13 protein-coding genes are annotated in these 25,231 nt (G+C 36.1%); all 13 read right to left on the bottom strand.

The genetic code is table 11. From position 1 onward, the window contains the following. Positions 1 to 66: 66 nt before the first annotated feature. The 13 genes from rhaT to ACFWU4_RS04190 all read right to left on the bottom strand — a co-directional run bounded on the left by rhaT (position 67) and on the right by ACFWU4_RS04190 (position 25,224). Positions 67 to 1,119 (bottom strand): L-rhamnose/proton symporter RhaT, encoded by a 1,053-nt coding sequence (gene rhaT / locus ACFWU4_RS04250; protein WP_411125191.1) that lies wholly within the window; start codon positions 1,117 to 1,119, stop codon positions 67 to 69. A 27-nt stretch (positions 1,120 to 1,146) separates the two neighbouring features. Continuing rightward, positions 1,147 to 2,559 carry a hypothetical protein gene (locus ACFWU4_RS04245; protein WP_411125190.1) on the bottom strand — a complete coding sequence of 471 codons (1,413 nt, stop codon included), beginning with the start codon at positions 2,557 to 2,559 and terminating at the stop codon, positions 1,147 to 1,149. Between the two features lie 16 nt (positions 2,560 to 2,575). Next, positions 2,576 to 3,934: a sulfatase gene (locus tag ACFWU4_RS04240; RefSeq protein ID WP_411125188.1), complete on the bottom strand. Its 1,359-nt coding sequence runs from the start codon at positions 3,932 to 3,934 to the stop codon at positions 2,576 to 2,578. Positions 3,935 to 4,062: 128 nt separating this feature from the next. Further along, a complete protein-coding gene (locus ACFWU4_RS04235; RefSeq protein ID WP_411125186.1) occupies positions 4,063 to 5,292 on the bottom strand; it encodes an enolase C-terminal domain-like protein in 1,230 nt (409 codons plus the stop codon). Between the two features lie 7 nt (positions 5,293 to 5,299). Continuing rightward, positions 5,300 to 8,533 carry a family 78 glycoside hydrolase catalytic domain gene (locus tag ACFWU4_RS04230; protein WP_411125184.1) on the bottom strand — a complete coding sequence of 1,078 codons (3,234 nt, stop codon included), beginning with the start codon at positions 8,531 to 8,533 and terminating at the stop codon, positions 5,300 to 5,302. A 45-nt stretch (positions 8,534 to 8,578) separates the two neighbouring features. Next, the gene (locus ACFWU4_RS04225) at positions 8,579 to 10,498 is read right to left on the bottom strand and encodes a hypothetical protein (RefSeq protein WP_411125182.1); all 1,920 of its coding nucleotides are present in this window, start codon (positions 10,496 to 10,498) and stop codon (positions 8,579 to 8,581) included. A gap of 227 nt (positions 10,499 to 10,725) precedes the next feature. Then, on the bottom strand, positions 10,726 to 12,738 hold the full coding sequence (locus ACFWU4_RS04220) for a T9SS type A sorting domain-containing protein (protein WP_411125180.1): 2,013 nt from the start codon (positions 12,736 to 12,738) through the stop codon (positions 10,726 to 10,728). A 171-nt stretch (positions 12,739 to 12,909) separates the two neighbouring features. Next, positions 12,910 to 14,913: a T9SS type A sorting domain-containing protein gene (locus tag ACFWU4_RS04215; RefSeq protein WP_411125178.1), complete on the bottom strand. Its 2,004-nt coding sequence runs from the start codon at positions 14,911 to 14,913 to the stop codon at positions 12,910 to 12,912. A gap of 106 nt (positions 14,914 to 15,019) precedes the next feature. After that, positions 15,020 to 18,496, bottom strand: a complete 3,477-nt coding sequence (locus ACFWU4_RS04210) for a glycosyl hydrolase (RefSeq protein WP_411125176.1) — start codon at positions 18,494 to 18,496, stop codon at positions 15,020 to 15,022. Between the two features lie 27 nt (positions 18,497 to 18,523). Continuing rightward, entirely contained in the window at positions 18,524 to 20,272 is a 1,749-nt protein-coding gene (locus tag ACFWU4_RS04205) for a sulfatase (protein ID WP_411125174.1), read from the bottom strand. An 84-nt stretch (positions 20,273 to 20,356) separates the two neighbouring features. Beyond that, positions 20,357 to 21,493, bottom strand: coding sequence for a glycoside hydrolase family 105 protein (locus ACFWU4_RS04200; protein WP_411125172.1), 1,137 nt, complete (start codon positions 21,491 to 21,493; stop codon positions 20,357 to 20,359). 7 nt (positions 21,494 to 21,500) lie between these two features. After that, positions 21,501 to 23,765: a glycoside hydrolase family 3 N-terminal domain-containing protein gene (locus ACFWU4_RS04195; RefSeq protein WP_411125170.1), complete on the bottom strand. Its 2,265-nt coding sequence runs from the start codon at positions 23,763 to 23,765 to the stop codon at positions 21,501 to 21,503. Positions 23,766 to 23,805: 40 nt separating this feature from the next. Beyond that, positions 23,806 to 25,224 carry a family 43 glycosylhydrolase gene (locus ACFWU4_RS04190; RefSeq protein ID WP_411125168.1) on the bottom strand — a complete coding sequence of 473 codons (1,419 nt, stop codon included), beginning with the start codon at positions 25,222 to 25,224 and terminating at the stop codon, positions 23,806 to 23,808. Positions 25,225 to 25,231 lie beyond the last annotated feature (7 nt).

Here is a 25,231-nt window from a genome sequence, read left to right as displayed (position 1 = left end):
GCTTGAAAATTAAACTAATCTTCAAGCTTATTTATCCTGTACTCTCATGTAAAAAGTAGTCTTATTCTAAATTGAGTTGCCTATACCGACCAATACCACAGATAAAATAATAACTATAATTCCTGTAGTAATTGTGGTTTTCGTTTTTTTAGCGACACCATGCCATTCCTTTCTATAAATTCCCCAAAGATTGGCTGTTAAAATTATGGTCGACATGTGAAGAATCCAAGAGCTAGCACCATTTCCTAATTTACTTTCTCCCATACCATAAAAAAAGAATTGTAAAAACCAGATAGTACCTGCTAAAGCTGAAAACAATAGGTTGCTTCTTATTGGTGTCGTTTTATTCGTAAAATCTTTATAGGATTTATTTTTAATGCTTAAAAGGGTGGTCCAAATTAAGTTGGTGGCTAATCCTCCCCAAAGTATCACCACAAAAGTGACATTATTAGCAAACAAACTATCGTATCCAGAGTCAATAGCTGCATCTGCTAAAGGCTTTCCTGCTTCTATTCCGAAACTAAAAAATGAACTTAGAATACCTGAAAGAATAGCAACGATTAACCCTTTAACCAGATTAAATTCTGAAATACTCTTTTTCTTTTCTTCATCAGAAAGTTCTTTCTCCTTTAGCATGCCTGCTTTTCCGCAAATTACAATGCCCAACAAACAAATTAAAACACCAAGCAATACGATTTGACCACCTGAAGAACCCAACATATCCGTAAAGGATGTTTTACCAACTTCAGGCTTAAAATTGTAATATATGGATGGTACAATAGCACCGAAAGCGGCACAAAAACCAAGAACTACTGAGTTCCCTAAAGACATACCCAAATAACGCACTCCTAAACCGTAAGATAAGCCTCCAACTCCCCAAAGTAATCCCATTAAAAAGGTAAAGCCTAAAATTGTACTTGAGCTTGCCGTGATGATATCCATAAAACCAGGAACGGTTAAATAAGCCGCTATTGGTGGCACAATGAGCCAAGACATAACGCCGCCAACCATCCAGTAGGTTTCCCAAGCCCAACCTTTGACTTTATTATAAGGCATGTAAAAACTTCCTGCGGCTACGCCACCTAATGAATGAAATAATACTCCTAAAATTGCTTGCATGGTTGTTGGTTGTTGGTTAATAATATTCTAACAAATACGAACGACTCGTAAATTCAAAAGGTTTCCTAATTTATCAATTTTATTCGCAATATGTCCAACACCAATAGCACAATGGTGCGATGGTCCTTGTTTAGACCATTCGTTCATAAATGCTCTAGCTCCTATTGAAAATCGATAACGACTATTGGTATTTCCTATTTGCAAAATTGGTCCTTCAACAGATTCGCCTTCAGCTACTAATAAAAACACATCGTCTTTACCTTCTACAATAGATAACAAAGTTACAGGTCCGTGTTTTACCGTCATTTGAATAGACAAGCCTTTACCTGGTTTTCCATGATAAACTGGTAATGGTACTAGTTGTACATTCCCTTCGGCAATGGCAAAATGTGCAGGACCATCATGACCCAACATCACAATATCATCATTAAAATCCACTGCATAAAACTCTGAAAAGGAACCACCAACACCAAAGGCATCCATAATTTTCATGGCTTGTGCATTCTTCACTTCATATTCTCCTGCTACTGGTACATTTTTACCCGTTAACAAGGTGTTTCCTGCAATGACTGACGTTACAACATTTTCATATGCATTACCTGTTTCTCCTTCATAATAATAGGCTAAAGACCCTAAATCATGATTTGCTACTAATTTATCTAAGGCTATTGATGTTTTTGCTGCACGAATAATTTCATCTTCTTCACAAGCGTCAACAACCTCAAATACGTTTTTAAATTCTAATATTTTTTCTTCTATCTCAGGTGCTGTAACTGCATCTCGATACTTTTTTAATTCACACATTTCAACAATTTCTATGTGTGTGCCAAACGCTGTAGACTGTTTTGTTAAATCAGAATACACATCTAACATTCCACCATAATAATGTCCTAAAACGCCTAGTCTGTTATTTTGCATTACTGAGCCTACACGAGCTGCATCTATCCAATCCTGAATTTCCGTCCAAACTTGTGGCTCATCTAAATAGCCTGTTACAAATTCATAATCTATTTCTGAACGATTAAAAACATTTGCCAATTCGGGTAAAGAACATGCTTGACAATGAGCCAACCACTCGCCTGTCATTTTTCCACGATCACCTAGTGCATTAAAGCTTTGGTAATCTATAGCGGCAACAGGCTGTATGTTTAATATAATTATTGGACATTTTACTTTTTGAACGACGGGTAAAACTGTTGACGATAACGCATAGGTTGAAACATATAGAAACAAAATATCAACATCTTCTGTCTTTAACTCTTGTGCCTTTTCTCTTGCAACAATCGGCGAATCAACTAAACCAACATTTACAACCTCAGCACCAAAACTTTCCATCTTATCTGCAATTTGGTTTTGATAACCTTGTAAACGCTCTAGCAAGCCTTCAAATTGAGGCCAATAGGTGTCTAATCCTATTCCAAATAATCCAACTTTTATCATTATTCTTTTTGTTTTTTTATTTTAGGTTTAACCTAGTTCTTAACTTCACTTTTAACTCTTTAACTAATTCTGGGTAGTCTTTGGCAATATTCTTAGTTTCCTTTTCTATTGTTGTATGATTATATAATTCTACAAATCCATCCTGATGTAATGTCATTCTATGCGTTGAAGTCCTAATGGTTGAAACATTATTTTTATAGGATATGGCATAATGACCTGCAGCATTCGGGTCTACTAATATTTCTTTTAGAGACGTACCATGAGCATACTCAGGGATTTCAATTTCTGCTAAATCACATAACGTCGGAAAAATATCGACTGTTTCTACAATAGCATCTGTATTCGTACCTTCATGTTTCATTCCTGGGTAATGAATTATTAAAGGTGCATGCAACGATTCCTCAAACAAACTATGTTTACCCCAAATCGCATGTTCTCCTAGATGCCAACCATGGTCTCCCCAAAGTACAACAATAGTATTTTTATCTGCTCCTGTTTTTTTTAATGCTGCAAGAATTTTACCAACTTGAGCATCAGCATAACTGACACATGTAGCATAATGACGACGAACCTCATTCGCGAAACCAACATCTTTATTAGGGTTTTTACCCCAACGGTTGTATTTCATAAATTCACCAGATCCATGCCATGTTGTTCTTCCTTTCGGTTTTTCAGGGTGTTTTATTTCGGGAAGACCAACACCATCATACCTATCATAATATGTTTTTGGTGCACCAAAAGGCAGGTGTGGTTTAATAATTCCGACAGCAAGAAAAAATGGTTTCTCTTTATTACTAGCAAGTGCTCCTATTTGTTTAACAGCTTCATCTGTAATTGCTCCATCTGGATAAATGTTATCGTCACCTTCTGCTGTTTGAAAAACATCCATACTGCCTGATTTTAATCGAGTCTCACCATGAGCTAATCCATGCATCATTCCTCGTGGGTGTTCCCATTCCGCAACTGGCATAAGGTGCTTATCCCATGCATTGGGCATCTCTACTTTTGTACTATCATTCCAATTTTTTCCGCCTCTTCCTCCAGGATGATGAGATACTTTTCCAACCGAAACCGTTGTATAGCCATATGTTCTAAACCACTCTGGGATACTTTTATCTACTTTTAGAATGCCTTGCTTTATTTTATTCGCTCTACTAAAAAGAGCATCGTTTCCTGCTGGTCCATACTGCCCTGTTAATAAGGTATATCTAGATGGACCACAACTTGGTGAGTTTACAAAATGTTTTTGGAATTTAATTCCTTTTTCCACTAAAGCATCAATATTAGGTGAGCTAATATACTCTGCTCCAAAACTCTTTAACTCTGGACGAAGGTCATCCACACAAATAAGCAATACATTAGGTTTTTGAACCATTTGTTCTTTTTGACAATTCGTCAACAGGAAAAAAAATAACATAATAAAAAAAATAGAATCTATTTTTTTAACCATCATTATTATATTTTTTATCGTTTTCAACAGTCTTTTAAAAATTTATAGTTACGTTAAACTTCAATATATAATTCACTTACTTTTTTCAAACGGTCGGTATCTAATTCCAAACCAAAACCGGGTTTTGGTTGATAAGAATAATAACCATTAGCGTCTTTTTTAGTGGCAGTACTTTGCAGGCATTCTAGATATAGTTTAGAATCTTCTTTCTTCTCTATGGCTTCTACCCAAGTCGCATATAGACCTATCGCTATTTGTTGCCAAGCAGAACATGCAGGACCTACTAAACTATCATCACCTATCATTACTTTTGCGTCCAGGTCTTTTACTTTTTCAGCCAATTGCGCTGTGTGATTCAAACTTCCCATAGTCGAAGGATGTAAATTATAAATTTTTCCCATGCCTTTTGTTATGGTTTCTAAACCTTTCCACGCAGGACGCATTGGTGCATCAGGAATTAAAGCTAAATCATCAACCATTTCCTGTAATTGAACCCATTGATTTGGTTTTAAATTAGCTGGGTCCTCAATGGCATTTAAACCATTAGCTTTAAAACGGTCTAAAATCCCTTTTAATTCATCTAACGATTGCCACTTTTTATAGCCTTTATTTACATCTGAAATTACCACAGCTTCATTTCCTAAAACGTTTCTGATCGTTTTGAGTAATTTCATATCTACAACCTCGTCACCATACATCTTAAACTTCATATGATGTGCTAAATTCTGTTCGATACTCTTTTCGGCTTCTTCTCTTACTTTTTTCTCGTCTTTGTCTAGTATGCAATACAACCCTGGAACTGGATTTGTTCCTGTTAAACCTAGTAATTCAACAGCAGGTTTATTTTGCAATCGGCCTGATACATCTAAAAGGCCCATATCTAAAGACTCTAACATTTTTAGAGATCGTTTTGAACCTAGCACTTGTTCTGACGCCAATAATTTTTGAGCCTCACCAATTGTTAATCCTTTAAACTGCTTTAAATATTCAACCCAAGCCGTAGGTTTAAAATCAGGATTATTTTTTGAAGCTGGTGTTTCTGTCCAGCCATAAAAATCTCCTGAAGAAATCTTGATAAATAAATGCTGACGATTGTGCCATGTTCCCCAAGAAAAATAGCGCGGTATGTTAATGTCGTATCGAAACAATTCGATTTTTGTGATCTTTTCGTTTAAATATTCGTTTCCGTTTTTGTTGACGCATGACGATAACAAAGGATATGTGACACCCAGAATACCAAGTGCAGACATGCTTTTTATAAAATTGCGTCTATTTGTTTTCATTACTATTTTATTGATTGAAAATTTTCAGTTCCTTAATCGAAGGTGCTTGTTTTGCATCAACAATAAAAATCCTAAATTTTGTAGATTCAATAGTATCAAATTGATGGGTTTTATTGGCACCACAAGTGGTTTCTTTTTCTATAGTTTTCCATGCTCCGTTTTCCCAATATTGAAGTTCGTAGGACAAAATGTTATTTTCATGTTCATCAATAATTACGTTATTGAAGGTTTGTGGTTTCACCCATTCTACTTCTACATATTGATCTTTAGTTTCGGTAGCTAACCAGCGTGTTTCCTCATCGTTATCATTAACTCTAAAAGCTTCAAAAACGGGTAGTTTTTCCGATTGAATAAACATAGATGATGCATTTATTCGTCCTAATTTCGCAAGATTCTTTAAATCATTTAAAGGTTCAGGAAATTGTGTTACAGGTAATTCATCTACTTTAAAATTATAGATTCCTGATGGCACATTAAAAATCACATAATTGCCTACCGCTTTGTTTTTTTCTGTTCCTAAATAGGTAATGTCTTCAGCTTTTTCGCCTAAAACACCACTTTCTCGAATAGCATCTTTACTTGTTGCTGGTAGATATACTTTAGCCATTGTATTTACAGGAACCTCAATATGAAACGTTGCGTCTTTATCTTCCTTTTTCCAATTCACTACTACGTTTCCATACATAGACTCATATTCGGTATTTGCAAAAGTTAAATCGCCAACAGGTGCAGGTTTAATAACCATCTGTTGCATGCCTAATTGTTCTGGATTTGGACGAATGCCACCAAAACCTTTTATGAAATAGCCTCCAATTCCGGTATAACAGGTGTGTATTTGACTATTCCCTACTGCAGACCAACGTTCTGGCCAAACGGTTTTTCCTTGCTCTAAAAAGTAACCATAGCTTGGGTGATGCTTGTCTCTTAGAAGCTCATAAATTAAGTCCATACGCTCACCAGACTCTGTGAAATAGCGCGTATATAAGGCTTGCCCAGAACTTCCTGTGTCGTAATACGGGAATTTATACAACACATTATCTACTAGGTTTGCAGTTACTTTTTCCTTTTCAGACGCTGGTGTTACACCAGACACTAAAGCAAAAGCTTGATCTACTTGATAGCCTTTGATGTATTTACCAGTTTTTGAATCGTAAGACAATTTATGCGTCGCTTCTCGTTGTACTTTTAAACGATCTTTAAATGTTTTAGCATCGTCTGTTTTACCTAAAGTTTCTGAAATATGCATGGCATTATCTAGCATAAACGCATACAAGCAGTTATTAAAATGGACGGCTTCTGGTGAGTTACTGCTGGTCCAGAAATTACCACGAGGTGTACACCAATCTCCTAATCCTGGGAATTCTCTCAATCCTTGTGTACCTGCTTTTATAGCACCTGCAGTTTCATAATTTGAATTTTCAAGTAACCATGTCATCCATTTTTGCATGGATTCATAATTGTCTTCTAGTACTTTTTTGTCACCTAACATGCGGTAGGTTTCCCAAACCGTTAATGGGTTATTGGCTTTCCACATTAAAAACGGACGGTCTTCTTCGTTAATTACAGCTCGTGTTCTTCCATCAGGAAATTGTGCATCTCTCGTATATTGAAGATACTGATCCATATATGCACCACTCTCAAAATTTGGTAAAGCATCGCCATACATCGCAGCTACTGTAACTTCGCCCCAACCACGACGCTCACGATGCGGACAATCGACTAAAATACCATCCATAGTATTGGATAAATAGGTATTTAGATTGATTTGATAAATTTGATTTAATTGCTCACTCGACGATTCAAACCTGCTGATTTGTTTACGATCGTTTGTAACCACATAGCCTTTTGCATCTTCTAGTTTAGGCTGGTATTTTAAACCGTGAACTGTAATCCATCTTCCTCCTGCAACATTAAAACGGTTTTGGAATTTCCCCTTTCCTGATTTTCCAAAAATGTACTTGCTCTTTTGTTTCCAGTTAGACCTCACTTCTGTTCTATCTGTAATTTCGAATAGAATAGAATCTCCTTCGACGCCATTATACAAGTCCATTTCAAAAAATCCGGTGTAGTTTTCACCCATATCAATGCTATAGGTCCCATCATCATTTTTATCAACAGCGATGGCTTTAAGCTCCTTAAATTTCACCTGAGGTTCTACCATTTGTGCGCTTAACTGAGCCGTGATAGGTTTATATAACGCACGTACTTCTCTATTTTTTCTGCTATTCAATGCAAAACTTATGTTGTTGCCTTCAGGAATTTGAGCGTTTAAAATCTCATGATTGTAAACACTTGCATTCATCCAGTTGCTATCATCATATGCTGCTGTATTCCAATCGTCTTCTCGATTTCTATCGTCAATGGTTTCACCACCAAAACGTAAGATATCCCAATCACCATAATATTCGGTATGGCTCTTTTTAGTTTTCCAAGTGGTATCAGATTTGAGCGTAATTTGCTTGCCTCCTGCTACAATTTTGGCTTGTGCTTTAAATACAAAAGGGATATTTCTGTATTCACTAATACGTCTCCAACGCGACCATCCTGCAGCATGCCAAATCGCTATGACATTATCTCCTTCTTTTAATTGATCAGAAATATCGTAAGTTAAATAGGCTATCCTTTTTTTCATGTAGGTTGACACTGGATTCATCACATTCTGGGTGATTTTTTCTCCATTCACATACAATTCGTGATACCCAAATGATCCTACCAATACAAATGCAGATTCAGCATCATCTGAAAGAGTTACATTTTTTCTATACCAATTGTGGTCCGTTTTTTTCTGATCTGATTTAAGAATCCAGTCACCTTTCCAATCCGATTGTTGTAATAAACCCATTGAGAATTTGCCGTAATCACTCCAGTTTGAAACGACACCATCTTTATCCCAAATTTTCACTTTCCAGAAGTATTGTTTTGCAGATTCTAATTCATCGCCTTGATAGGTGTTATTTACAGATTGATTGGATTCTACCTTACCAGAATCCCAAACATCGCCTTTGTTATCATTTAAGAGTTCTACACTACTCGCTACTAAAACTTGATAAGCGGTTTGTTTTTGTCCTCTGGTTTGATGGTCTTCTGTGAGTTTCCAACTTAACCTAGGTGACGTATTATCAATCCCTAATGGATTAGTACGGTATTCACATTTAAGGTCTGATAATGAGACTTTTGAATTTGAATCGCAGCTTGTTAGGCATATTACCACCGTAAGCAGTAGTAGTTTGAATAACTTCATATAGATATGTTGATTTACTTGATTGGCTTTGTGTTACATAAAACATCAACTTACTGATAAAGAAATTACTAAAGCTTCATTTGTTTCCTTATCAAAGTATGCTTCAATAGGAATAGCTTCCACACCTGGTACCATATTAAAGGTTCTACTTCCAGTCATTTCTTTTATTTTTAAAGGGACATTAGCTTTTAGCGTCACTACACCTTCTGGTTTCTGAATTGTGATTTCTGAATGGGAAACGTGAGTAACGGCTTCGTTATTTGGTGAGACTATAGGCAATACAAATGCCGTTTGCGCTGTAATATCTTGTTTTGTATTTACTTTAATTTCTGTTTTATCTGCAGCACATGTGTAAGTGATATCAAAAGCAGATGCTGTTCCTTCTACTTCTTTTCTATCCACATTTTTCAGTTTTACATCTGCTATTAATTTAATAATATCATCTGCATCTTCTGAAGCTACCGTTGCTGGTAAATCATATAAATTAGTGTACCAAACACCATCTTTAAACACCTCAACTCGTGGTGTTAAACAGATATCTTTATTCGGTTGTACTTGTTGATTGTTTTTTTCTACTAACGTATATTCTGCCATACTTGCTGCACATAGCAATCCTACTTTATCATGATATAAAACGCCTAAAGCACCACCAGATGCCTGACGGTAATCTTCCTTATAATGATACTCTGCATCATAAGCACTCACAGTTCCTCTCCAATCACCTCTAGCAAATAAGAACACATCTAAATCTTTAAAATGTGTAACACCATCTGCTATAGCTCGTGGTAAACTTGTATTTGCATTTATTTCTGGTAAATGATCCCAATGGTCTAATAATGCCGCTAATGGTTTTGCATGTGTAAAGGTGTGATGCACACAAGGCGGAATTTCTGCTTCTATAAAACCAGGACCGCCATGGATTAATCCATCTGCCGTGCAACGTTGTAATAGTTCGGTATTTTTTACTGCTGCCGTTCCAAAAGCTGGGTTAATGTGCGCCATCATTCCAAAAGCTGGTTGACTACCATCGCAGGTTCTACTTCCCCAATAACTCCATTTGTACATTCTGTTGCCCCAACTGTTATCCCATGCGCCATCTGGCAACATAAATTCTAAGTGGCTATTTAGAGATTTAGTTAAAATTTGTAATAACTCTTCGTCCTTTTCTTTAAGCGCATACATCACTAAACTATTGAGTGTCTCTTCTACATTATAACCTAAATCAACACCATGTAGACCTTTTTCACTTAACTTACTCGAGCTCTTTTTACATTCCCCAAAAAGTAGGCCTTCATTTGGTGTAAAATATGATTTTACCTGAGACGCCAATGTTTTACTCTTGGCCTTAAAATCGTCTCTATTTAAAACATTACCGATTAAATTCAACCCATAAACCGCTGTTCCTGGATAGTTAATATTAGTAAAGTCTATGGTAAATGTGTCATAAATATATTGACCTGCTTTATCCAGGCGACTCGTCCAAGTGGTGCGAGTTTCTTCATCTAAAACATGACCATGATAATGCAAAGCTTCTGCTAAAGCGATAGCTCCAAAAATGGTAATACCTTTCCATGACTTTGGGTTTTTAATTACGGTCCATGCGCCATTTTCTTGAGAGACATTGTTTTCTGCCCAAGTCATTACTAGCTTCGCACCTTCAATATATTTTTCATCACCAGTTTTATCTGCCATATATAAAAACGGATATACCGCATCCATACAACGTCCATGAATATGCGAACAAGAGGGACAACCTAAAGCGCCGTGTACACCTAAATTAGACGGATCGTTAATCTGTACATTTAACATACCATCGCTCCAATCCTTTAATAAACCTGTGATTAAATTTTTAAATTCTAAGGAATGCTCTGGATGGCTCGTGCAAGAATGTAATAGTCCTGACATAGGAAGTGATAACCCTACGCCTGCTATAGTTGAAAGCCTTATAAAGTTGCGTCTTTTCATGTGTTAATATTTATTGTTTTTTAACAGTCACATGGAACATCCTAATTATCATTCTGTTTTGTGATTAATAATTACTAATGGATGTTTCATTTAGATATGTTATTAGGTGATATGGAAAATTAACATTACTCCAAAGAAAAACTATCCTGTTTTGTCCTGTAGTTTTAAAAACAAAAAAGGCCGTCTTATTAGACAGCCTCTTTTGAATTACTAATATGATATTATTATTAGTTTATAATCAGTTTTGCCTGAACAGTTTTATTATCATCCGTTGTCGCACTTACTATATATAAACCAGACGCTAGACTTCCGTTATTGGCAACTTCAATTCTTCCATTAATAGTGGCGCCTTTATAAACCACTTTTCCTAACATATTGTAGATTTTAACATCTGCATTAACGTTGTTGTTCAATGCAATCGTAAAATTAGTATTAGCTGGGTTAGGATATACTTTAAGAGAAGATACTGTTAATTCATTATCCTCCATACTTAAAGATTCACTCGTAGGTATGGCCTCCCATACACTTCTCGTATCTGACTCAGCTACTGGAATATGTGTTACCGTTCCATCCATTTCATGATACATAAATCTACCACTGGTACCAGATTCAAATCTATAGGTGTCATCAACATCGTTATAATGTAAGGTCCACACTTTATCACCAGAACTTGTTGTTGTACCTGTGCTTAAAACTACATAAGGACCTCCGGGACCACCAGAACCTGGTGCACGTAATATGCCGTTAACTTCACTATCTATATTTACAAATCCACCTTGTTGCACAAAAGTCCAATGGGTGTTTAGCGGTTCACCAGAATCAGTCATCGTAACTGGCGTCGCTGATGCACCTGCATCTGTTAAGAATTGACCAGTAGCTACATTTCTAAATCTTAAAACATCATCACTAGGCGGTGGACCTGAGTTATCAACAACTTCAAATTTCTCATAAGTTGTATTTGCCCATCTCATTTGAGCTCTGCCACCTCTTACACGATAAGCACCATATCTTATACCTGATTCAGTACCTCTTTCTGGTTCTGGGATATCCCAATTAAAAGCTTCTCCTCCAATTACCGCGTCACAATAATGTATTTTTAAATCAGGGTTATTAGGGTCTTCTCTAAAACCTACCTCTAACTCAAAATCAACCTCTTCATTTTTATTGACTCGCTTTAGAAAAACAACCTCTCTGCCACTACCTTCTCCGCCACGGAATAAGATACGTTCAGCATAAATATCGAAAGCCACTTGCTTATCTGCATTGATTCCAGTCCCATAAACAGGATGTGCTCTATATAGACAGATAGCAGGATCGTTAGAACCACCACCACCAGTGTGTTTTCCTTTGGCCTGTGCTAAATAACTTCCGTTTTGGCCAAAAGAACCTCCATCGCCGACTTCTAGAATTCTAACAATCCCTGTGAATCTTGCAAAACTTCCCACACCAGTTTCCCCAGATCTCGGTAAAGAACGCTCGATCCTAGGTTGTAACGTTGCTCCATCCCAATGATTAGAACCATCGGTAATATTATAAACACCCCAAGTTTTTCCATTAAAACTACTTTCTGAGTAATCTGAATAGCAACTTCTGTCGTCAGCAGTACCTACATTAACAGAATTTGGTATATCTACATTTCTGGTATTGTCGTTTTGGTAAATACCAGAAGCTGGACAAGTTAGATCTGTATTTGTATCTTCATCTGGGGCTGTTTCTACAGGAGTTTCTGTAAAAGGAATGAGTTCCCAATTACTTCTATCATCTGTTTCTTGAACAACTGCATGGGTAACCGTTCCGTTAGCGTCATGATACATATATCGCCCAGCCGTTCTAGACTCAAATCTATAAGTGTCATTAGTAGCGTTATGTTGTATCGTCCACGTTTTATCTGTATCTGCTGCTGGCGGTGCTTTTGTAGTACTTAAAACTACATAGGGACCTCCAGGACCTCCTGCGCCTGGTGCGCGTAGTATTCCAGTACCACCAGTTTCAATTTCACTATCTATATTATAATACGCTCCACTTACAACAAACGTCCAATGCGTGCTTATATCATCTTCAGCTAAATCAGTCATTGTAACTGGCTGAGCACTTCCGCTTGCTGTGGTTAAGAATAGACCTGTCTCTACATTTTGTAATCTAAAAACACCATCGGAAGGTGGGGCGTCTTGCGCTTTTATGCCAAGAGCGCATAACATAAAAACCAAAAGTAATATGACTTTAAACGTAATTTTTTTCATAGCTTTTTTAAAGATTTTTTTTGTAATACTACTAAATTTAACTAAAAAAAGTATCCTGAACTATGCTGAATTGAAGGGTAATTACCTTTTTATTTGTTAAAAGACAAAATTTAAGGATAAACGAAATGTCTAAAAGGATTGAGAAAGAGGCATCTAATTAAGTGTTTTTTATCAGTTTATTATCAGTTTAGTCTTATAGGTTTTATTAACTGTTATAGCATTTACGATATATAATCCAGAAGTTAAACGCCCATTATTTTTAATTATAATTTTTCCATTTATAGTCGAACCTTTATAAACAACTTTTCCTAATGTATTATATATTTTAATATCTGCGTTAGTAATATTATTTAATGCAATTGTAAAATTATTATCTGCTGGATTAGGATATACGTTCAGTGAAGACATACTCAAATGGTTATTTTCAATACTTAACGATTGACTTGTTGGTATTACCTCCCATTTACACCTATCATCAGTATCAGGAACTATGTCGTGGGTTACAGTTCCATTAGGATCATGATACATAAATCTACCGCTACTACTAGATTCAAATCTATAGGTCTCATCAGTGTCGTTATAATGTAAAGTCCATACTTTATCACCAGAACTTGTTGTTGTACCCGTACTTAAAACTACATAAGGTCCACCTGGACCTCCAGAACCTGGCGCACGGAGTATGCCATTAGTTTCACTATCTATATTATAAAACGTTCCACTTTCTACAAACGTCCAATGTGTATTCTGTGGCTCACCAGAATCTGTCATTGTAACTGGTGTAGCACTTATACCTGCATCTGTTAAGAATTGTCCTGTAGCCACATTTCTTAATCTATAAATATCGTCGTCTGGCGCTGGACCTGAGTTATCTGCATTTTCTACTTTCTCATAAGTTGTATTTGCCCATCTCATTTGAGCTCTACCTCCTTTTACTCTGTATACTCCATATCTAATTCCAGATTGTATACCTCTTTCTGGTTCTGGGATATTCCAATTAAAAGTTTCCCCACCTATTACCGCATCAGAATAATGTATTTTTAAATCAGGATTATTAGGATCTTCTCTAAAACCAACCTCTAATTCAATATCTACTATCTCGTCTTTTGCTACATTCTTTAGAAAAACTTCAGTTCTACCAGCAGCTCCAGAGCCTCCTCTAAAAATAATCTGTTCTCTATAAATATTAAAGGATGCTTGAACTTGGTTACCATTATCATCAACACCAAAAACTGGTCTTGCTAAATACAAACAAATAGCAGGATCTCCAGGCACATCAGGATCAGTGTGTTGTCCTTTAGCCTGCATAAAATAACTCCCAGTAGTACCAAAACTACCAGTATCTCCAACTTCGAGAATTCTTAAAGTTCCTGTAAATCTGGCGTAACTTCCAATACCAGTAGCTTGAGATCTTGATAAAGAACGCTCTATTCTGGGTTGCAACGTACTTCCGTCCCAATGGTTTGACCCATCGGTAATATTATAAACACCCCAAGTCTCACCATATACATTGCTTTCTGAGTAATCGGAGTAACAAGTTCTATCATCAGCAGTCCCGACATTAATTGGGTTTGGTATATCTACATTTCTGGTCGTATCGTTTTGAAATTCACCTGAAGCTGGACAAGTTAGATCTGAATTTGTATCTTCATCTGGAGCTATCTCCACAGAGGGTACTACAAAAGGAATAAGTTCCCAATTACTTCTATCATCTGTTTCTGTAACAACAACATGGGTTACCGTTCCATTGGTATCATGATACATAAATCTTCCACTGGTTCCCGATTGAAATCTATAGGTATTATTTGTTTGGTTATGCTGTATGGTCCACACTTTATCACCATCAGCTGATGGTGCAGCTCTAGTTGTACTAACAACGACATAAGGTCCTCCTGGTCCACCAGCACCTGGTCCGCGTAAGATTCCTAAAATTTCACTATCAATATTATAAAATGCACCGCTTTGCACAAAAGTAAAATGGGTACTTTGATCTTCTTCACCTAAGTTTGTCATAGTAACGGCTGTTGCACTAGAACCTGCATCGCTTAAGAATAGGCCTGTTTCTACATTTTTCAATCTAAAAATATCATCGGAAGGTGGCGCGTCTTGCGCTATTATGCAAAGTGAACATAACATAAAAACCAAAAATAGTATGGATTTAAACGTCATTATTTTCATAACTGTTTTTTAATATTTTGCTTAATACTATTAAACTTAACTAGAAAAAGCATCCTGAACTATGCTGAATTGAAAGATAAATACCTTTTATTGTAATAAAAGTCAATTAATTAAGTGTTTTTGCAACTACTGGTCCGATTAAACCTGAGTTTTCTAATTCAGTTTCATCTTTTTTTGGTCGATTTGTAGTCCACGTTTTCTTCTCGTCTTTCGGCCTAGAATTATCGTAAATGAGTTGATTGCGCCAAGTATTAGTGACTTTAATCTCAAGAGTATTTTCGCCTTTTTGAGCATATTCTGTAATATCAAATTGAAAAGGTGGTGCCCACTTAACACCAACTTTTTTACCGTTACACAATACCTCAGCGATATTTGAAACTGTTCCTAAATCGATTAACAAATGACTTCCAACTGCTTCTAAATTGAATATTTTCGTATAGGTAGTTGTCCCTGAATAATGCTTTATGGCATCATTATTATGTTTGGTTAGTGATATTAATTCTGGGATTTCGACAGATTTTGGCGTATCCCAACCTTCCTCAAAATTTAAAGTCCAATTGGTTTGAAGTGATTGCTCTTCTATAGAAATTGTTTCAGTTTTTTTATTTCCATTTTGATGAAAACTATACGCTCCTTCTATTGATGCGATCACGCTATCACCTTTCCAAGATAATTTAGGAAAGTCATCCGTATCATGAATGTTGTACCATCCTATTTCTGTACTTAAAATAACCTCATCATTATAGGTTACTTTTGAAGCATAAGGTTGTTTATCGTCTTTCAAAAAGGCCACAATTGCACTTCCACTTGGTGCAAAAGACATAGCTATATTGGTTCTATTATGGGTTGTACTCCAAATTTTAGCCTCTTGTTGTTCGCCATTAAAAGCATTCCAAAGTTGCGGACTCCTATCTTTAATTCTAAAACTTAATGTCGCATCAACTGGTTGATTATGATTTGAGGCTATAAAATAAATATCTGCATCTGCTGTCTCGCGATGAATCCATTTAATATCTAAGTCTTCTGGAACACTAACATCTTTCTCTATCTGTTCCGCTTTTATAACCTCTTCGAGTGATATGCCCCAATACACCTTTCCTTTACCTACTTGATTTACTCCTTTGCTTGTATTTCCCCATAACTCATCTGCTATTTTAGACAATTCTCTTAAATCATTTTCATCGTCCATTAAACTCGGTGAATCCTGTGGTTTATCGCCAAGAATTACAGCACCTGCCAATACTAATTCTTTCAGTTTCCTTGCTGTAGATAACAACATTTGTTTTGAGTCTCTAAGTGTAATGATGCGGTAATCTCCAGCATTATCCACGTGAATTTTACCGTTTTTAATACTTATTTTATCGTGTAATATTTCAGCATTCAAATAATCAAAACGGTAACCTTTAGGAAAATAATCTAAGTCGAAAGGTGGACGATCAAAATGATCTCCATAGTATCTCAACACATCTGCGACGTACTCACCTTGTTGCAACACAAACTGATTTCGAGCTAAATAATCTGTCCAATCCTTCATATAAGGCCACCAGGTTTGTTGCCGCACAAAAGGAAATCCAATATTACCTCCAAAACTTGAGCCTGGATACACATCAGTTTGGGGTGTGTGTGAAAAAGTATGAAACACCAAGTGGTTAACCCCTTTTGTAAAATTATAATCGATTAAGTATTTCACAGAAAACGGATGTTCGTTCCACTTTACACCAACTTGTGTACAAGCTTCTGCAGCCAAAACGGGCTTATTATATAAGTGTGCTGCCGATGCCGCATTAAATATTGGTTTTGCATATTCTCTTTGGGCAGACGGTTCTTTAGGATACCAAAACTCAGTCATGGGAATATCGCTTACACCATAATAACGCATCGGGTCTATAGGCAATACTTCTCCTCCCGCGCCTTCTGTGTATACTTCAGCACCCATATCATGCGCGACAGTAGCAAAATGCTTGAAGAAATTATCAATAAACACCTCATCCATGGTATGACGCAAATCTCTTAAAAATTTAGTGGTTACCTCAGCGTTTTCTACAATATAACCCATCGTTGCAGGTAAATACGGTTTCATACTGTAACCTCTTCGAGTTTCAAATTCAGAAAACATATTCTTTGAATTCGTGGTCCATGTGGGTACATGACTTTCCCAGCTATCAATCAATAAACCATGTAATTTACCGTCACCTATAGGACTTCCATCTTTTATTAAATTACCAATCATACCATTACGTAAATGGTTTTCTATGGCCATTTTATCCAGTTTACTAGATTCCCAACCTGTAGCTTCAGGAACTGCTGGTTTATTGGTTAATCGCATGTTTATATGACCAAAACGGACTATGGTCCAATTACCTTCTGGCACCTCCCAAGTCAATTTGCCTTCAGCTGTCATTTTATCCGTGAGATTAATTATGGTATTAGATTTAATGATAGTGTTTTTTGCATAATCATACTGCACCTCTTTTTCAAGTCGTCTTAAGACCTTAGCGGCTTTGGCTTCGTGGTTATGCAACTTAGGACTTGAACTTAATCGAATAAATTCTGGTGCTATGGCATGTTCCCCTTCGAAAGTAAACTTAAAGACTTTAGAAGTAGCTTCAGGAATAGTAAGCGTAAGATGTTTGCGCCTATCATTCCAATTAGCATCCGGTAAATTTACAGTTGTGATTTCTGTTAATTTATTATCAATAAGTGCCTCCACTTTTATATCAACATCCATTACTGGATATTCTGTACCCATAATAATATGACGCAATTGAGGGAAAGTAATCGTTCGCAATGTTATGGATTCATCAAAGGATGTTTTCACCCAAGTATCTTGATTTTTTACTTTTGAAATACCATTGGCTCTAAATTCTTTTAAAGGTTTATCTAAGCGCGTCGTTTTGCGCGTAACTACAATTTTTGAATTAGGATTGAAGATATCTTTCCAAGGTACTATAGTATTATTTGTTTCTATTTTTGAAGGGTTAAAGGGCTCTAAATCGTCACCTTGAGGTGTCGGGAATGCTAATACCTGAATGTCTTTATAATCGTAATCAGAGGTATGGTAAAGTGAGTCTAACGCTAATATATCATCAAAGGTCTTACCTTCAGATACTCTATAAATTGTTTCTACCACTTCGCGTTGTGCTTCTTCTAATGGTACCCAAGGACCACCAGTCATAGACCATCCAGGACAATTTTGCATGGTGAATTTTAAGCCTAGTCGCTTACATTCATCTGCAGCATGCCGAATCATATCTTCCCATTCTGGCGACAGAATTTTTATCGGTTCTACATTTGGATATAGTCTTCCTGCTTTATTAAACAGGTGAATGCCTTGTAAACCCGCTTCTTTTATAGCTTCTAAATCTAATGTTAAACCTTCTTTACTAATATTGTTTCCGTTAAGATGAAACCAAGTTTCTGGATAGTATTTTTTGGATGGTGATTTAAATGCGTCGCCTAATTCTGTTAATGATATTGAAGTATTCGCACTATTAGCTTTTTGTTGTTCATTTTCAGATTGACAACAAAGCACCAATAAAACGATTAATGAGCAAGAATAAAAAGGAATCAATTTTTTCATCATATATCACTTATTTACAGGTGAAATAGTTTATTTAATTTCAATCGTTTTACTTGGCTTAAATCCAATACGATGAGCTTGCACTATTAATTTGGCGTCATGAGGTAAGTCAATTTTGTTTTCATAAACCTCCCAAGATTTCGGAGACTTTTCTCCGTTCTTAAGCATTTTAAATGCTATTGAAGCCCCTTCAGTATTGCAACTTATCGTAACTTTTCCGTTCTTATTTTTTATAATAGGTTCAGAAGTTATGGGTTGCGTTTCACTACCATTCCACAATTTTTTTATTAATTCTCCTTCAGGTAAATTAGGATTATCTTCTATGGCTCGAAGCCATTTATCCATTTCGGCACTCAACTCATTAAGTTTGTTTTTATATTCTAGATTATCAGCCAAATTATTTAATTCAAAAGGGTCTACAGTGCAATCGAATAACTCCTCTTTTGGTTTACTTTCTCTAAACCATTGTTTTTGTGCTTCATTGAGTTTATCTTCATCGTGCAAACGTAATAATTCTTGCATAGCCGGAATGCGTTCCCTATATGTTATCGGAAGATAATAGCCTTGTTCTGGCCTGTAATTTCTTATGTATTTAAATCGTCTATCTCTTACCGCTCTAATGACATCCGTTTCGGCATCAAAACGATCTGCTGCAGCATGAATATAATCACGTTCTTCTACCTTATTAGATCCCAAGAAAGATTGCCCTTGCATATAAGGCTTTGGCTCTTCTCCAATAAGCGATAATAAGGTTGGTGCAAAATCTACAAAACTTATCAATTGATCGTCTTTTGTTCCTGCGTGTAATTTCTTAGGAAAACGAATAATCATAGGTGTGTTTAATCCTGAATCATAAATCAATCGCTTTTCTCTGGGCAATGGTCCGCCATGGTCACCATAGAAAAGCACAATCGTATTCTCTAATAAGCCATCGGCTTCTAACTGTTTTAACACAGCACCGACTTGACGATCCATTTCGACAATATTATTATATAGCTTCCACATATCGCGTTGCGTCACCTCATTATCTACTAAATAAGGCGGGATTTTGAATTTGGTATCCTTTGAGACATGTATTGGTGTGTCTTCTTCTGTCATGCGATTATTAGCATGCGAAGCTCCTTTATTCTTCCAATTATAAGTACTATCGCCAGCATGATACAAACGGGTTTCAATTTCTCTAAATCCGTAAGGCTCAAACAAACCAGATTCATGTGTTTCAGTAAAATTGATTACTGAAAAGAAAGGCTGATTCTCATTTCTATTTCGCCAATGTGCATAAGGACTACTTTCATCCCACGCCGTAACTGGTGCTTTAAATTGATAATCCGTTTTATAATTATTAGTGCAATAGTAGCCTTGCTTGCGCAGCAATTCGCTTATCATCTTTACGTCAGAAGGAGGTACAGCTTCATAAGCGGGAAGTCCTCTCTCTTTGGTATAAGAGTTGGTTCTCATATGGTTAGCACCAATACTTGATGGATACATACCAGTTGCAATGGCTGCTCTACTTGGTGCACAAACTCCTGAAGTAGAATATAGGTTTGGATACACAACGCCTTCACCGGCTAACTTGCTTAAATTGGGTGTTGCTACGGTTGTGTCTCCGAATGGTGGGATGTAAGCTCCCATGTCTTCAGTAACTAACCAAAGTATATTAGGTCGATTTGGTAATTCCTTTAATTCAACCTTTTTATCTCTAGGTTCTTCAGACCTGTCCTTTGATTGGCAACTTAAAATGCAAAAGCATGCAAGGAAAACTAACTTTATATACTTCATGTTGGTATCTTTATTAAAACAGAAAAGGTCTTAAATAACGTAGCTATCTAAATCCTTTTCTAATTATACTATTAATACAGTTTTCTATTTTTCAAGCTTCAAAATCTCACTTCCAGCCAATAGAAAAGCTCCTGATCCAAAATTTTGCCAAGAATCGGCAGATGCAGGTTCCGGGAACGCACCAATATTTTGTACCCAACCAACACGACCATCTTCATGCTGGCAAGCAGCTAATGCTTTCCATGCTTTTTTAACTGCAGGCGTATGTTTTTTATCTATCAAACCATTGTTTATTCCCCAAGTAATTGCAAAGGTGTAAAAACCACTACCACTGACTTCTCCATGATCATAAGATTCTGGACTTAGTAAACTTGTGCGCCATAAGCCATCTTCTGGTTGAATTTCTAATATCTTACTTGCCATTTCTTTATATAAATTCACATAGAAATCTCTATGCTCGTAATCTTTTGGCATATCCTCTAACAATAATGCTAAACCACCAATTACCCATCCATTTCCTCTAGACCAAAATACTTTTTTACCATTTGGCTCTTTTCTATCATCATCGTTTCCTTTCCAAACGAAACGCATATCTCTTGCAAATAATTTTTCTTCTTCGTCATACAATCTATTATACGCTTCCATGTAATACTTATGCATATCGTCTAAATACTTTGGTTGCTCTGTTTGTTTAGCATATAAATTGATTACAGGTGGCGCCATAAACAAGGCATCACACCACCACCACAAAATGGTTTTATCTTCTTTACTTTTATTTGTCCCAGCTTTCCAATTATTATCTTCGTACAGATGTGCGTCTAAGAAGTTTTTTGTTGGTTCTAAATCTGCAAAGTTTCTTCTTTTTTCGTTTTCAGCAACGTATAAATAACTATATGAAATGGCGACATCATCTGCATGGTATAAACGTTTGAATGGTTGCCAATTATTAGCTACTGCCTGATTTTTTAGCGCAGCCATATACATCATATTTTTTGTTGTATGATGTGCTCTTGCTACACCTGTATAATACGCACCATTTGTCCAATCTGTTGGATGTATTGCAAAAATGGGATGTGCTTCTTGCCATTCTAGTGCTTTAATCATCGATTTTTTAATCTGAGTTTCATTAAAAACATCTTTCTCTTCTGATGTTGTTTTTTGAGCTTCAGAACAACTAAAAAGGCATAATAATGCGACTATTGCTAAGATTGATTTATTCATTTTAAATCTATTTTTTTAGTTTGAATGTTGTTTCTAAATACTCTTGAGACGATGTTCCGACTTTAACAGTATAATCTCCTGCCTCTAAAACTTTTTCCATTGAAATCCCTGTGAATTCTAACATTTTAGGTGTAATGGTAAAAGTTACCGTTTTACTTTCTCCAGCATCAAGTTCTATCTTTTCAAAAGCTTTTAATTCTTTATCTGGTCTAGTCACCGAACCTATTTCGTCTTTAATATACATTTGAACCGCTTCTTTAGCTTTCATGCTACCATTATTGGTTACTTTAACACTTACAGTAAGTTCTGTTTCTGGTGTGATTTCTCCACTAGAAATTGATATATCTGAATATTCAAAATCACCATAACTTAAGCCATGACCAAACGGATAAATTGGCCCGTCTTCTAAAAATAAATAGCCTTTTTTATAGTTAATTTCTTTCATACTGTAATGATAAGGCAACTGTCCAATAGATCTAGGAATTGTAACAGGTGATTTACCTGATGGTGACACCTCTCCAAAAATGATTTTCGCCGTCGATTCATCTCCAAATTCACTCAAATCCCAGATATCTAAAATAGCATCTGCTTTCTCAGCAATGGTATTAATGGCTAACGTTCTTCTGTGTTTTAGCACAACAATTACAGGTTTTCCTAAAGCTGAAATTTTCTCAATCAGCTCATCTTGAGCACCAACAGGCTCAATAGTTGCTCTATCTCCAACAGTATTCTTAAAGTATGCTTCTTTAGCGGTAAACTCATCGCCTCCTAAAAACAGGATGACTACGTCTGAATTTCTTGCCATGTTTACCATTTTAGAAATAGCTCTCGGGTCCGTGTCTATTAGGCTTGGATTGCCTTTAGCTTCATCGGTTAAATTAAAACCTTTTTCTGCAACATATTTAATATTTGAACCTGAAACAGACTCAAACATCGCTTTAGTATCATCACTTAATAAAGGGCCTAAAAGCGCAATTTTAGTCGACTTTTCTTTATTTAACGGCAATGCTTTGTTTTCATTTTTTAATAAAATAATAGATTCTAAATCCGATTCTTTTGCTAATTCTAAAGAGGACGCTGCACGAACACCTTTTTTCGTTTCTTCTATATCAATGTATGGATTGTCAAATAGTCTAAGAATGAATTTTGTTCTTAATACACGACGTACAGAACGGTCGATTAATTTTTCTAATTCTGGATTTTTCTTAACCATTTCTGGTAAATACGAATACGAATCTTCAGCGTATAAATCAATATCAATTCCTGCTTCTAATCCCATTTGTGCAGCAGCTTCTGGCGACTCTGCAACACCCATAAAATAAAATAAACGCGCAATATCATTAGAATCGGAAACTACATAACCTTCAAAATCCCATTGATCTCGAAGTACACCTGTTAACAATTCTGGATTTCCGTGACTTGCCACACCATTCAAATCCCCGTGTGACGCCATAATACCTAAAGATCTAGCTTCTTTTACAGCGGCTTCAAACGGTGGATAAATTTCATCTATAAGTGTTCTTTCAGAAATCTCAATGGCGGCGAAATTAGAACCACCTAAAACTTGTCCGTAACCTGCAAAGTGTTTTGCTACAGCACCAATATGTGTTCCGTTCCCTAAACCTTCATAATTTCCTTGAACACCTATTACAGCATTTTTAACCATTTGGGTTGTTAAATAGGTATCTTCCCCAAAAGCTTCAGACATACGTCCAAAACGAGGATCGCGCACGATATCTGCTTCTGGTGAGTGGCACATGTGCATCCCTCGTAATCTGGCTTCTCTACCAACCACATCCCATTGTCTTTGCACCAATTCTGGATTGAATGATGCCGCAGATGTCATAGGACGACCAAATTTGGTACAGCCTTCAGCATCTACACCATTATAAGATTCTGTGACGAACAATGCTGGAATTCCCCAACGATTATTCTCGATGATATATTTTTGAAGTTCGTTGTTTAATTTCGCAGCGGCCACTGGATCAATGTGCTCGCCTGGGTTTTTGATTCCTGCAATACCTAATTTTAATTTTTCAATAACTTTATCAGACAGTTTTAAATTACCATTCTCATCTGGCTTAGCACCAATATTAGCATGAAAAATTCGCATTTGTGCTACTTTTTCTTCAATAGATAACTTTGGAAGTAAAGCTTCAACACGTTCGTCTATGGATAACGAGGCATCTTTATAATCTTTCTCTACGGGTTCTGAACAAGATATTATGGATACTGCTAGAATTGCGAATAGTATTAGTGTTTGTCTTTTCATTATTGTTATGGTAATTTTAGTTGATGTATTCTTAGTTGTTTTATGTAAATCTAAATCTGTTAATTTTTAAATGCTCTACTGCAGAAGATTTAAATACCAAACATATGGTTTGTCCATCATACAGATCTTCTATTTTGAAACTTTTAGTTTTAAAGGCTTTTGTATTATTGGCAGCAAACATACAAGTTGCTAAAAGTTTTCCGTTTGAATTGCCTTCCCTTACTTCAATCTCTGTATATGTTTGAGATAAAAATTGAAATTCAATGTTACTTTTTTTATTTATATTCTGAATGTTTGGATAGGTTACAAAACCATCAGTTTCTTCTGGACTTATTGAAAAGCCTCCCATTACATTCTCCGTCTTATTCACAGCGTCGGCTCTAAAATAATCTTCAGCTTCAATATAACCATTATTGGCATCATATTGACCTACACCAATACCATCAACTCTCATGGTTTCTATTTCACCATTATCCTTGTAGTGGACATAACTAATGAAAGAATCTCGAAACCATCGATTTCCGGTTTGGCTGATATCGCAATAGATAAAGTAGGATTGATTATGCCACTCAAAAAAACTACCGTGACGTCCTTGCAAAAACCCATTTGGCCATGTTGGGCTGTCATAGCCTTCTGCAAAACTTGATTCTTTTATAATGGTATCAACATAATCATAAGGACCATACAAATTATCAGACATAGCATAAAAACAGCCCCAAGACAAAAAGTATTTTCCGTTGTACTTGTGTACAAATGGTTTATCGTCTGTTGGCATGTCTTTATTTTTCCCGTCTCTGTTATAAGGACCTCTTGTATTATTTACAATAACTTTCTTTGGTGTTTCAGCGAGACTAATCATATCGTCATTTAACTTAGCGACGTAATAATCCCATACTCCAAAAAAGATGTAATGATCTCCATTTTCTTCAAAAATGGACATATCATACTCGTGCGTTGGTGTTAAATCTGAAGTCAACAAAGGTTTCCCTAAAGGGTCTTTCCACGGTCCCAAAGGTGTATCACCAACCACTACTCCAGTTTGTTCATTACCTTCGGAAAAATACCAATAATACTTTCCGTTTTTATAGGCAGCATCTGTTGCCCAACATCGTGAATAGTCACTACCAATATAAGTATTCTTTGGATTTAGAACACTTCGTTTTGTCCAATTCACTAAATCTGGTGAGGACCAAATCCACCAATCTTCCATGATGAATTTATCGTTTTTTATAGATTTATCATGTGACGCATACACATAAGCCGTATCGTTAAAAATGTGAATATGTGGGTCGTTTAGGCCTTTATTGGGTACTATTGGGTTTTGAGCATAAAGTTTAAAAACACAAAGAAGTAAGACGGTAACATATAACACTTTAAAACCACCCTTTTTAATTCCAACCTGTTTTTGGTTTAAAATTAAAGAAGAGACGGTAAAAATTAATAGTGAATACGTTCTCAAAAGTTAA

It is taken from the genome of Winogradskyella sp. PE311 (assembly GCF_046545555.1).
Classification (GTDB): domain Bacteria; phylum Bacteroidota; class Bacteroidia; order Flavobacteriales; family Flavobacteriaceae; genus Winogradskyella.
This window is presented reverse-complemented; position numbering and strand designations above follow the sequence as displayed.